The sequence below is a fragment of the Acinetobacter sp. SW-226 genome (genome assembly GCF_055632855.1).
On the sequence record NZ_CM145752.1, the window covers coordinates 1,843,698 to 1,857,370 of the forward strand.

At 40.5% G+C, this 13,673-nt stretch carries 8 protein-coding genes; 6 read left to right on the plus strand and 2 right to left on the minus strand.

All coding sequences use genetic code 11. The features are described 5' to 3' along the window. Window positions 1-20 precede the first annotated feature (20 nt). Entirely contained in the window at window positions 21-1,079 is a 1,059-nt protein-coding gene (locus ACZ8ZH_RS08890) for an asparaginase (RefSeq protein WP_119063967.1), read from the plus strand. Window positions 1,080-1,174: 95 nt separating this feature from the next. Here the strand turns inward: ACZ8ZH_RS08890 and ACZ8ZH_RS08895 are convergent, their stop codons facing one another. Then, entirely contained in the window at window positions 1,175-2,191 is a 1,017-nt protein-coding gene (locus tag ACZ8ZH_RS08895) for an AraC family transcriptional regulator (RefSeq protein WP_162900284.1), read from the minus strand. 121 nt (window positions 2,192-2,312) lie between these two features. On the opposite strand from ACZ8ZH_RS08895, the gene ACZ8ZH_RS08900 reads away from it, so the two are divergent. Then, complete coding sequence (locus ACZ8ZH_RS08900) at window positions 2,313-6,299, plus strand: molybdopterin-dependent oxidoreductase (RefSeq protein ID WP_119063969.1); 3,987 nt, start codon at window positions 2,313-2,315, stop codon at window positions 6,297-6,299. A gap of 219 nt (window positions 6,300-6,518) precedes the next feature. Beyond that, window positions 6,519-7,226, plus strand: a complete 708-nt coding sequence (locus ACZ8ZH_RS08905; protein ID WP_171405802.1) for an SDR family oxidoreductase — start codon at window positions 6,519-6,521, stop codon at window positions 7,224-7,226. 84 nt (window positions 7,227-7,310) lie between these two features. Here the strand turns inward: ACZ8ZH_RS08905 and ACZ8ZH_RS08910 are convergent, their stop codons facing one another. Then, the gene (locus tag ACZ8ZH_RS08910) at window positions 7,311-7,958 is read right to left on the minus strand and encodes a TetR/AcrR family transcriptional regulator (RefSeq protein WP_086210522.1); all 648 of its coding nucleotides are present in this window, start codon (window positions 7,956-7,958) and stop codon (window positions 7,311-7,313) included. 274 nt (window positions 7,959-8,232) lie between these two features. On the opposite strand from ACZ8ZH_RS08910, the gene ACZ8ZH_RS08915 reads away from it, so the two are divergent. The 3 genes from ACZ8ZH_RS08915 (at window position 8,233) to ACZ8ZH_RS08925 (ending at window position 13,594) form a co-directional block, all read left to right on the plus strand. Next, the gene (locus tag ACZ8ZH_RS08915) at window positions 8,233-9,573 is read left to right on the plus strand and encodes an LLM class flavin-dependent oxidoreductase (RefSeq protein WP_119063970.1); all 1,341 of its coding nucleotides are present in this window, start codon (window positions 8,233-8,235) and stop codon (window positions 9,571-9,573) included. Continuing rightward, on the plus strand, window positions 9,560-10,957 hold the full coding sequence (locus ACZ8ZH_RS08920; RefSeq protein ID WP_119063971.1) for an MFS transporter: 1,398 nt from the start codon (window positions 9,560-9,562) through the stop codon (window positions 10,955-10,957). Before ACZ8ZH_RS08915 ends, ACZ8ZH_RS08920 begins: the two co-directional genes overlap by 14 nt. A 213-nt stretch (window positions 10,958-11,170) precedes the next feature. Continuing rightward, window positions 11,171-13,594 (plus strand): TonB-dependent receptor, encoded by a 2,424-nt coding sequence (locus tag ACZ8ZH_RS08925; RefSeq protein ID WP_119063972.1) that lies wholly within the window; start codon window positions 11,171-11,173, stop codon window positions 13,592-13,594. The last annotated feature ends 79 nt before the right edge of the window (window positions 13,595-13,673 follow it).

Sequence of the window (13,673 nt, forward strand, 5' to 3'; positions counted from 1 at the left end):
TGACTCAAAAAGGATGACCTATGAAAAAAACAGTTTCAGCTTTAACACTTAGTTTAAGCCTATTACTCCCATGCGTAGCATTTGCCAAAAATAGTGTAGTTGTTGTGGCCACTGGTGGAACAATTGCAGGTGCAGGTGCAAGTTCAACCAACAGTGCAACGTATACCGCAGCAAAAGTTCCTGTAGATGCATTATTAAATGCAGTTCCTCAAATTCAAAACTTAGCCAATGTGACTGGTGTACAGGCGATGCAAGTTGCATCAGAAAGTATTACCGATAAAGAGTTATTATCTCTTGCACGGCAAGTTAATGATTTACTTAAAAAACCCGATGTAAATGGTGTGGTGATTACGCACGGAACGGACACGCTAGAAGAAACGGCTTTCTTTTTAAATTTAGTGATTCATTCAGACAAGCCAATTGTATTGGTTGGGTCAATGCGTCCAAGTACAGCGCTGTCTGCTGATGGTCCACTTAACCTTTATAGTGCAGTTGCACTTGCTGCCGATGATAGTGCAAAAGGAAAAGGCACTTTTGTGCTGATGAATGATGATATTTTCGCAGCACGTGATGTTTCAAAAACAATTAATATCCATACCAATGCATTTGCGAGCCAATGGGGTGCACTCGGCACCTTAGTTGAAGGTAAACCTTACTGGTTTAGAAGCACTACGAAGCGTCATAATACAAGCTCCGAATTTAAGATTGAGAATATTAAAGGCGATAGTTTACCACTCGTACAAATTGTTTATGGCTCTGGCAATATGTTACCTGATGCATACACCGCTTATGCTAAAGCTGGAGCGAAAGCCATCATTCATGCTGGGACAGGGAATGGGTCGGTAGCGAACTATATTGTTCCAACTCTAACCGAGTTGCAGAAACAAGGTGTTCAAATTATACGTTCATCTCGTGTACCGCAAGGTTTTGTGCTTAGAAATGCAGAGCAGCCAGATGACAAATATGGCTGGGTTGTTGCACATGACCTTAACCCACAAAAAGCCAAATTACTTGCAGCCCTTGCTTTAACAAAAACGAAAGATGCAAAAGAAATCCAACGTATTTTTTGGGAATATTAAGACCGAGAAATATGTTCTAATATTCAATTAAACATTCTAAAGAGGCACCTTATTTGGTGCTTCTTTTATTTGCAAATATATGTGATTTTTTAAAATTATATTAAGCCATAATGGTGGCGATACATGGAAGGAGACTGACCATTCCAACTGATAAATGCGCGCGTAAAAGCACTTTGTTCTGCATAGCCTAACATGAGTGCAATTTCTGCTAATGCTAGCGTTTGGTCTTGAAGATAGGTTTTAGCTAATACAAAACGTGTGTCTGCGAGCAATGCCCGATAGCGAAAACCTTGTTCATCTAGCCGTCTATAGAACGTTCGCAGGGATAAATCTAATTGATGTGCAATATCTTCAGCACTACATCGGTTTTCCTCTATACCCGTTTTAATCGCAAGTTTGACTTGAGTGAGAAAGTCATTGCGTACAGAAGCATCATATTGTCCAGAGAAGTCAAGTAGCAACGCAGCAGCCTGTCGGTCATACAGGCTTCGAAGATAAGGATCACTGGTACTAATTTTCATTGCATATAAAGCACGAGGTAGGGTAATCCCAACTGCATGGGTTCCAAATTTAACAGGGCAACCAGCCAAAATTTCATAAATTTTAGGATCACTGTCAGGCATATAAGGCAGTTCAACACATATCGGTGCAATATCACGTCCGATTAATGCCTGATAGAAACTAATAAATACCATGACACCAAACTCTCCCCAAATGCCATGGGTACTTGGGTCATTATGCCACCAGCGCATAGTGATTTCATGATCTGTTAATGCTAAAGAAATCTTGAGCTCTGAGTCGACTAAAGTTTGATGATGGTGATAACGACCTAATGCTTGTCCTAAGCTTGAGCAGGTTACCCCCATATAACCGATCATTCCAAAATGTTCTGGCTTTAGACTTCGTCCAATGCGGAAACCCAGAGCTGGTTTTGGATAGCGTGTTTGAATAATGTCTAATACATTGAGAAAGTCATCTTTGGGCATGCGCCATGCGTAGCGTTCTTTGAGCTGTTCAATTTGAGCAATAAGAGTTGCATCCTGATAAGCATTGCAACTCAGATAAACCAGTAAGGTATTCAGAAAACTAGAAGAAACGAAGTTTTTTGACATATTTGTATTTTTACACGCTCTTTGGCACAAAATGTCAAATCGGTGCCTTTTTGTCAATACACCTTTTGCAGGCGGCATTAATATTTTAAGGGTTTAAATGGATGACAATAGGTATTGCAAGATGGCATATATAATTACGGATGCATGTATTGGTGCAAAACACACGGGATGTGTAGATGTATGTCCTGTAAATGCGTTTCGTGAAGGCGATGAAATGCTGTTTATCGACCCAGATGTGTGTATCAGTTGTAATGCCTGTTTGACCGAATGTCCTACACATGCAATTTATCCCGAAGCATCCGTCCCTAAAGATCAAATTCAATATATTCAAATCAATGCCATTGAATCTAAGCGTCATCCGATCATTACTGAACGTAAAGTGGATGCTGAACATCGAATAGCAGAAGCAAATGCGACTCAAAAGTCCACATTACCAAACAAGCGTTTTGCCATTATTGGTGCAGGACCTTCAGGTTTTTTTGCCAGTGAAGCTTTACTCAAGCAGTATCCTGAGGCAACGGTTGATCTGATTGAAAAATTACCGACACCTTTTGGATTGGTACGCTTTGGTGTTGCTCCTGATCATCCTGAAATCAAATCTGTTACGGAAAACTTTACGCGGCTTTTCCAACAGTATTCAAATTTAAAATTCTACGGCAATGTTGAAGTTGGTAAAGATATTGATCGAGATACCTTGCTAAAAAATTATGATGCCGTGATTTATACCACAGGTGGATCATCCAGTAAGCCTTTAGCCATTCAAGGTGGTTCAGTCACAGGTGTTTATGGTTCTGCGGCGTTTGTTGGTTGGTATAATGGTCATCCTGAGCAAATAAATCTAGCACCGCAGTTAAAGCATTCGCATATCTCTATCATTGGTATGGGAAATGTCGCACTGGATATTGCGCGTATTGTATGCCTACCTGTTGAAGAGTTACATCAAACAGATATTGCTGATCATGCTTTGCAAATGATTGCTGAAAGTGGCATTAAAAATGTCAATATTATTGCACGTAAAGGTCCTGCGCAGGCGGCATTTACGCCCAAAGAGTTACGCCAATTGATTGATCATCAAGGCATTTGTCTTGAGGTCAATCCTCAAGATCTTGATTTAGATCCAGCAATTGAGGTGATGTTGGATCTGCCAGAATACAGTGAAGCCAAAGAAAATATGATTTTGCTGCGTAGCATTCTCAAACGAGAAGTTCAAGCAGAGAAAACCATCCGTTTCATTTTCAATGCCAACCCAGAAGCTGTGATACATACTGATCAAGGCGTACAAGGTTTAAGTATTGGGATGAATAAAGTCACGTTAGATGCTGAACAAAACCTTATCGTTGAAGCCACGGGAGAAAGTCAGACACTGGAAACTGGTCTGATCGTGACTGCGACAGGGTATCAGGGCAAAGCAATACAGGGCTTAAAATTTGATGAGGTGCGTGGCACCATTGCACATTACGAAGGCAGAGCGCTACTGCCCAATGGTGATTTATCTGAAAAAGAATATGTTGCTGGTTGGATTAAGCGTGGTGCTAGTGGTGTGATTGGAACCAATAAGCAATGTGCTGTGCATACGGTAAAAACGCTTGTGGCTGATTTACATAGCAAGGACTTCAAATCTGAGGACTTAGAAGTTAGGAGCTTAGAAACTAGGGACTCAGTGCTTGGAAGTTTGGAGCATCCCAGCAGTGAAACACAGGCAATGGAGGTCATGTCACTTAAAAAGTACTTGAGTCAGAACAAAATCAACTTTTTTACATTTGCAGACTGGATTGCTGTAGACATACAAGAACTAAAACTGGGTCGTTCAGTGGGTCGTCCACGTCGTAAGTTGATTGATTTGCAAGAGATGATTCATGTGCAATCGACGAATCGAGAACAGATTGCTAAAGCCAACACGAATAATGACGTCGTTGCAACAATCAAAGTTTACGATGCTTCAAAGCCGATTCAGACACATCATCGTACATGTACATTATGTGAGGCGATGTGCGGCATTGTGGTCAAATATCAAGGTGAAAAGATTATTTCGATTGCGGGTGACCCACAAGATACACATAGTGATGGGCATATCTGTCCGAAAGGATATGCCCTACAAGATCTACATAATGATCCCGATCGTTTGAAAACACCAAAAAAACGTATTGGTGACCAATGGGTAGATATAGATTGGGAGGATGCGCTTGAAGAAGTCGCACAGCGCCTTGTGGATGTTCAGAAAAAACATGGTAATGATGCTGTCGCGGGCTACTGGGGCAATCCAACCTCACATAATATTGAAGTCATGATGAACATTGGACCCTTTAAAAAAGTACTGGCATCAAAAAATATGTATTCAGCCTCAAGCCTAGATCAGATGCCACATATGTTGACGTCATATTTGATGTATGGCCATAGCATGAATTTTACGATCCCAGATATTGATCGCACAGACTATATGCTCATGCTTGGTGCAAACCCTGCTGCATCCAATGGGAGCTTGATGACTGCAGGTGATATTTTAGGACGGCTGGATCGTATTAAGACACGCGGTGGAAAATTGGTATTGATTGATCCACGGCGTACAGAATCTGCCCGATACGCCAGTGAACATCATTTTATTAAACCTGGTAGTGATGCACTTTTTTTACTCGGGTTGATTCAGGTTATTTTTGCTAAAGGCTTGGTTCAAGTCCAGTCAAGACTGCCACTCAATGGAAAAATTGAAGATATTCAAAATTTAGTGAGTCGCATTCCACTGACCACAATTGCTGAGCTAACGCATATTCCTGTCACCGAAATCGAACGTATCGCTGTAGCGTTTGCAAGTGCGGACAAATCTGTATGTTATGGTCGAATGGGGATTGCAGCTCAAGAGTTTGGTGCACTCAATCATTGGCTCATTCAGCTTCTTAATATCATCACAGGGAATTTAGATCGGGCAGGTGGGATGATGTTTACAACGCCAGCAATTGATATGACAGATATTGCAGGTCGAGGTAGTTTTGCTAGTTTTCATAGTCGTGTACGCAAACTTCCAGAATTTAATCGTGAACTTCCTTCCGCAACTTTGGCGGATGAAATGCTGACACCGGGAGAAGGTCAGGTCAAAGCATTTGTGGTGACTGCTGGGAACCCCGTGATTTCTACGCCGAATGGTACCCGTTTGGAGCAGGCTTTGGCGAATCTTGAGTTTATGGTCGCCATTGATTTCTATATGAATGAGACAACAAAGTATGCCGATATTATTCTGCCGCCATGTGGACCATTTGAACATGCGCTATATGATTTAGTGTTTACCAATTTGGCTGTTCGTAATGTCACTCGATATTCTGAACCACTGTTTAAGAAAAAAAGTTTTATGCGCTCAGATGCACAAATTTATATTGCTCTCACACATCGCATGGAAGAATTAAAGGCAAGAAAGCAAACCGCTATCACCAAGTTGAAAATGAAACCAATGCATCAGATTAAATCGCTGATGACAATCGAACGTGTGATTGATTTGGGCTTGCGACATGGCCGTTATGGTGGTGGGTTTAAAAGTTTTATCACAGGCGAAGGTCTTACTTTAGAAAAGCTAAAAAAATATAAACATGGTATGGACTTAGGGCCTTTAGAGCCACGTATTCCTAATAAATTGTTTACGAAAGATAAAAAAATCCAACTTTTCCCAAAGCAATTTTTGGATGATCTCGACCGACTACACGACTACGTCAAAAGACATGAACATCTTCAAAAATTGACACTCATTGGTCGACGCGACTTACGTACCAATAATTCATGGATGCATAACAGTCAGCGCTTGGTAAAAGGTAAAAACCGTTGCGATTTATTTATTCACCCACAAACAGCAAATGACTATCGCATTACTCAGGGCGAGCAAGTATATATTTGCAGTGAAGTTGGTGCTTTAAGAGTCACCGTTGCAATTACTGAAGATATTATGCCAAATGTAGTGAGTCTACCGCACGGTTGGGGACATCATCGCAAAGGCATGCAGCTCTCAGTTGCTTCATCTAATCCGGGTATTAGCGTCAACGACATCACAGATCACCAATTCATTGATGCTTTGTCGGGCAATGCTGCACTGAATGGCATTCCAGTTGAATTGCAGAAGATATTTTAAATACAAAAACGATAAAAGGGCATTTGAGTTTATTTGAATAAAGATTGCAATGATGTTGATAATTCATGTAAAAAATAAAGCCTTAGATGGAGATCCATAGAGAGAAAACTGGATGTCCTTTAGACTTGTATATTGTTGTCGTTTATGACTAAAAAAGATGCTATACATCTGCTTTTTAGATATTTTCTAGACGGTTCATAAAGTGAATAGGAACATATTATGTTGAATGCGAATAAACGTGCAATTGTAGTTGGTGCTTCAAGAGGGATTGGTTTAGGTTTAGTTCGTGAATTACTGAATCAGCATTGGGAAGTTATAGCGACCATTCGAGATATAAACCAAGTCTCTACAGAATTGAATCAATTGCTCATTGAGTTTGCAGACAAGCTTGAACTGGTCGAAGTGAATTTAAACCATGTGCAAACAGTTGAGTCTTTAACCCGCCAATATCATGAAAAATCAATCAATTTACTGTTGGTTTCGGCGGGTATTTTAGGGCCGGAACATCAACATGTTGAGAGTTGTACACCAAATGAAATTTCTCATCTATTTTGGGTAAATAGCATTGCGCCTGTGACAGTTGCAAGAAAGCTTCTTCCTTTAATGGCTGAAAAGAGTGTGATTGCATTTATGAGCTCTCGTATGGGAAGTGTAACTTTAAACGATGATGGAAACATGGAACTGTATCGTGCGAGCAAGGCGGCTTTGAACAGTCTTACACGTGGCTTTGCAGTAAATGAAGCCATTCCTGCTCAGATGGGTGTACTCAATTTACACCCTGGTTGGGTTCAAACTGAAATGGGCGGAAGTCATGCTCCTATCAGTGTGAAACAAAGTACCACGGGCATGGTTGCTGTGATTGAAAATTTTATGGGTAAAAACGAACAGCGATTTGTCGACTTTCAGGGCAATGAAATTGAGTGGTAATAGCACAGCCTAAATAATGAAATGCAGTTTCGCTTCTATTGAGGGACTGCATATTGTTTTTATTTCAAATAGAATCACAATATTTTAAACAGTGCGATAACCATTCAAAAATAGGTGCACTGTATTTTGCACGTTTTCGTGCAATAGCTCTGTATTTGGTAAATAAGACTCATCTCGAAGCAAATAATAATGTCCAAAAACACACAACTGAATAAATTGAATGGTTGCCATCCCGAGATTTTTAATATGATAGCCTTTCTGTTGATTGAGTTTAGCTAAGAATTCTTCGACAGGTTGACGGCTTTGCATCATCAGGGCGTTGATCATATCTGATAATTCTTGAATCCGTTGTACTTCAGGAATTGTCATCCGTAGCAACCGTATATTCTCCAAAGAAAACCAGCGTGTCGCAATAAACATGCCCAGTTCATATAAACTTTCGGCATCCACTGTTTTATTTCTAGACCAATCACGAATATCAGCTATATATTGTTCAACCCCTGCTTGAATCACGGCAATAAATAAGTTGGTTTTATTTTGATATTGTCTATAAATCGTCAGTTTGGAAACCTGTGCTTTTTTAGCGATTCCTTCAATACTACTGGCTTGGAAACCATGTTCTAAAAAATAAACAGAGGCGATATTTAATAAGTGTTCATGCAATGCCTCAGAATCTTGTCGTGTCGGGCGTCCCGTCAATACCTTTTTTAATTTTGTACAATCATTTGTCATCTAGCTGGCTTTTTGATATGTCGTCTAAAGGTTCTATTAAAAAGACAATTAAAAGAATAATCAATCTCTGTTCGTATAATCATTCAACAAAACTATATATGAACAATGAATAACATTATCCCGATTAATTATTTTTGATTTAAAACTATTTCTCTTATTTTAAAAACATAAGTGAACGACATCGTTTACTTAAATTCTTATTATCAAATATCAAAAAACGATCAAGAAATTTGAAAATTTGTAATTTAAGTAAGCTCAATTATGTGAGAAAAATATGAGTGAATCAAAGCGACAAATAAAATTAGGGGCATTTTTACAGAGTGTGGGGCATCATCTAGCTGCTTGGCGACATCCAGAGGTGAATCCTGAAGACGTGACAAGCCTAGAACATTTAAAGAATTTGGCAAAAATTGCAGAGCAAGGCAAATTTGATGCTATTTTTTTTGCAGATGGTCTAGGTTGGCCACAAGCTGCACCGCATTTATTGGCTAAAGGAGCGCCTGCATACTATTGGGAACCTCTAACTGTTTTATCGGTACTGTCTCAAGTCACTGAGAAAATTGGCTTAATTAGCACGATCTCAACTTCATACTTAGCACCGTTTCATTTAGCCCGTTTGTTTGCGTCTTTGGATCACATTAGCCATGGGCGCACAGGTTGGAATTTAGTGACTTCAGGCACCGACTTTGAAGCTAAAAATTTTAATTTAACTGAGCAAAACAAACATACAGAACGCTATTTGCGTGCACGTGAATATGTCGATGTGGTCAAAGGTTTATGGGATAGTTTTGATGATGATGCCTATTTATTTGACCAAACATCAGGTAATTTTTTTGATGCAAGCAAATTGCATTATCTCAATCATCAAGGTGAGTTTTATTCAGTTGCAGGACCATTACAATCTGCACGACCAGTACAAGGTTATCCTGTCATTGTACAAGCAGGTTCCTCGGAAGATGGCCGCCACCTAGCAGCAGAGACTGCTGAAGTTGTGTTTACAGCACAGCAAACTTTAGAAGGTGCTCAGGCTTTTTATCATGATATCAAAGCACGCGCGGCTGCTTTTGGTCGTGATCCAGACAGTATTAAAGTCATGCCGGGTATCATGCCAATTGTTGCAGAAACGTATGAGCAAGCACTGGAAAAATTTGAACAATTACAATCTTTAATTGATCCAGTTGTCGGTGTTGGTTTGCTGTCTGCATTTTTAGGCAATATTGACTGGGAAAAATATTCTTTGGATGATCCTGTGCCTGATTTTCCCGTGACAGAAGGTTGGCAGAGCCGTCAGCAATTATTGCTTGATTTAGCCCGTGCAGAAAATTTAACCATTCGCCAGCTCTATAAAAAAGTCGCAGGGGCGAGAGGTCATAAAATTCTGATAGGCACACCAGTTCAAGTTGCAGATGAGCTTGAACATTGGTTTAACAATGGTGCAGCCGATGGTTTTAATATTCTAGCTCCGACATTTCCCATTGGTTTAACCGACTTTGTCGAACAGGTGATTCCTGAGTTACAGCGCCGTGGCCTGTTTAGACAAGAATATGAAGGTACTACCTTACGTGAACACTTAGGTTTAACCCGTCCACGGAGCCAATATCATGACGCAGCTTAACCTTAAACATGTGGACGTAGAACCCGCCGAATTTGCTAAAGTTGAGCAACCCACTCTCGACTATTTGTTTGGACGCAAAGTCACAGCGAAAGTCTTTTTTCTACTATGTTTATTGATGGTTTTTGACTTTGCTGATCGGATGATTATTGCCAGTATTTTGCCATATATACAAAAAGACTGGGGTATTAGTGATGCACAGGCAGGTTTACTGAGTTCTATTTTGACTTTGGGCATGGTTTTGTTTGCTTTTCCAGTATCCATGCTAATTGAACGCTATGGACGCATTAAAGTTGCCAGTTTGATGGGGATATTCTGGGGTATTGCGTCCGCTTTAGGTGCATTCAGCTCTAGCTTTTCTCACTTAGCTACCACACGTTTATTTGTGGGTATCGGTGAAGCGGCGTATGCCCCAGCTTCATACTCGTGGATAAGTACCGCATTTCCACGCCGTCGATTACAACTAGCACTCGGTATCTTTTCTGCCAGTCAACCGATTGGTATGGCGGTCGGTATTGCCTTCGGTGGGTATGTGGCACAGCATTATGGTTGGAGACATGCGTTAGGGTTGCTCGCAATTCCAGGAATAGTTGTTGCATTTCTGTTGTATCGTGGTCGTGATTATCAAAGTGTTTTAGTTCATGAACATGTTGTACAAACCAAGCAGGCTCAATCTGGAACGTCTCATTCAGAAATATCTTTAGCTTCTTCTGTGCCGTCTCGCTGGACCTTGATCAAACAGAATTGGAACGCGATTCGGCACACGCCTTCGTTGTTACTCACTTATGTCACTATGGCGGTCGTTACCTTACAGTGGATTCCTGTGGTGTTCTTTTTGCCAAGTTATTTACACCGTGTGCATCATTTAGAATTGGCGCAAGCCTCGCTCATGACCAGTGCATTTTTACTGGTGGGTATTCTTACTTTGCCGCTCGGTGGTTGGGTTTTAGATCACCTGACACAACGTTTTTTTAAAGCAAAATTCTATGTTTCACTGGTTGGCTATGCTTTAGCTACAGTATTTTATGCAATTGCTTTTGGATTTTTGACAGATTTAAAACTGCAATTTGGTCTGATCGTTTTGGCAGGGGCAGTTTTAAGTTTTTGCAGTTCTGGCCCATTGAGCTTGACCCAAGAGTTAGTTCCTGTCTCTGCCCGGACTTTGTCAGGAACAACTTCTGTGATGACGATCCACTTATTAGGTTCAATCCCGGGGCCATTTATTGCTGGTTTGATTTCTGATGCCTATGGCATCTCTGCTGCACTTACAGTGCTTCCAATCATCAGTGGAATAGTTGCACTAGGGTTATTGGTCGCTGCTTTGTATTTTTATCCAAAAGACATTGCCAAAGTTAAGCACAGTCATTTCGAGGTCTTAAAACAATGAGTGTCGAAATATTATTTTTCTTCAACTATTCAATTGAACGGTTACAAAAGCACATACAACTTGAGCGATGTTGATTCGCTTAGATACTCAAAAAACGTTATTGGATCATTTAAATATTATTTTTCAATCGAAAAGTAAGAGCAGTTTTTGACTTCTAAAATGGCCCGTTTTCACAGTACATGCACTTAAAACACAATTTTTTCGGGGTAAATCATGAGTTTAAACACATTGAAAGTAGCAAGATTTCGCGTGGTCGCATCAAGACCATTTATATTCACCACACTGTCTGTTGCAATCGCGGCAGCATCACAATGCCTTTATGCAGAAGAATCACAGACTGACATTGAACATCTAAAAGCCAGTGAGCAAAATGTAGATGCGATTCAGCTTGAAACAGTTACAGTTACTGCCCGTAGACGGGTGGAAAGTGAACAAAAAGTTCCAGCACCGATTACCGTGCTGAAAGGTAAACAGCTTGAAGAAGCCAAGATTTATCAGGTACAAGATTTACAACAACAACTGCCTAACTTCACCTCACAATTTATTCATGCGCGACAATCTAGTGTGGCTGTGCGAGGGATTGGCAATAATACTGCCAATGAAGGCTTGGAAGGCAGTGTAGGGATTTACTTGGATAATGTTTATTTAGGGCGACCGGGACAAGCGGTATTTGACCTATTAGATATTGAACAAATTGATTTACTGCGTGGGCCACAAGGAACTCTATTTGGTAAAAACACCACAGCAGGAGTTTTAAATATTACATCGAAGCAACCCATTTTTGATCGAGAAGGGAGTGCTGAAATTTCGGTAGGTGAGCGTGGCTATAAACAAGCGAAGGCGACGATCAACCAACCTTTGTCTGATACTGTAGCTGTTCGATTATCGGCTTATGGAACCCATGATGATGGTTGGGTTGAAAATACTCATACAGGTGAAGATCTCAATGAAATTAATCGCTTTGGTGCGAGAGGACAACTTTTATATAAACCTGACGATGCGTTTAGTCTAAGAATTATTGCTGAGCATAATCGCGAAGATTCAAGCACAGGTTCTTTGGTGCCTTATAGCTTTGCACCTTGGAATCCAAATGGAAATCCAGCCAGCTATTTACCGTTAGGCGTAGCAGGTTCAAATGCAACAACCTATGCAGAGCGTGCTAAATTGCTCGGTGCAAAAAATATTGACCGTAATCCCTATGATTATAAAGTCGACTTCGATGCCGAACAGCAATCTAAAGTAGACCAAAGTGCTGCTTCTGCAGAAGCCAACTGGTTGTTTGACAATGGTTTTAAGCTAACCTCAATTACAGCATGGCGAGATTGGAATTTTAAACCCAAGAATGATTTAGACTTTACCCCTTTAGATGGTATTACAGGTGGCTTTGAAGTTGAGCAAGATCAGTTTTCTCAGGAAGTCCGCCTAGCCTCACCAAGCAGTGATACTTTCGACTATGTCGTCGGGGGTTATTATTTCTATCAAGATATTAGCAGTAACAATGCATATCGTACGGGGGCGGATGCAGCAGCACTTACAACGGCCTATCCGAACAATGCCTATCTCTCAGGGACAGGTCGTTCAACCACTGACAGTTATGCTTTATTTGGACAGTCGACATGGCATGCGACAGACAAGTTTGATTTAACCACAGGACTCCGTTTAACTTCCGAACGTAAAAGTGGCGAAGTTCAACAAAATAACGTCGAGCCTATTATCTATGCATCACTAAGCCCTTTATTTAAAGCATTTAATTCGGGGCCTTTATCAAGGAAAGACAACAGTGTTTCGGGGTTGGTGACAGCAAGTTACGCGTTTAAACCTAATATTTTAGGTTTCGCAACTTTCTCTACAGGGGAAAAATCAGGCGGCTTTAATATCAATAGTGTTGCCACGCCTGCTGCTATTCTAGGTAATGATGCTTTAAATATCGACCCAGAAAAAGCCGAAAACATTGAAATTGGACTAAAAACTACATGGTTAGATCAGCGCTTATATGCAAATATCAACGCCTTTTATACCAAAATTAAAGACTATCAGGCTGTCACCAATATTGCTTTAGGCAACCAGTTTTTAGGTCTGTTGACCAACGTTGGAGATTTGACCAGTCAAGGTGTCGAAATTGATTTAAAGGCGAAACTGAACCGTCAATTTTCCCTAAACTTCAATGCCGCATATACGGATGCAACTTTTGATTCGGGAACAGCACCGACACCTTTTGAAGAGTTTAATGGTGCCGGGGGGACAAGTGATAGCGGCTATGGCAAGGGTTACCGTGATATTTCGGGCAATCGCGTCAATGGTGCGCCACGTTGGACGGCAAATTTGACTGTTCAGCATCAGCATGACGTGTTTGCCAATGCACAGCACTATAGTTTAGTTAACTATGGTTGGCGCTCAGAGACTTTTTCAGATGTAAATAATTCAATTTATTCTAAAATTCCAAGTTATGGGGTATTGAATTTAACCACAGGTATTCGTATTCCTCATGGTAAAAACGACGTCGATATATCTATTTGGGCAAAAAATGCCTTGGATAAACATTATTATTTAGGTTTGGTTAATTCTGGAAATGGTGTTTATGCAGGCTCTGCTGCACAACCTCGAACAGTAGGGGCAAGTATTAAATACAGCTTTTAGTTAATGGCTTTCTTGCATCAGTCATTTTTTGAGCTGTATTAAAATCACAATGAAAGTTCCTTCTCCTTTTTAAAGGAGA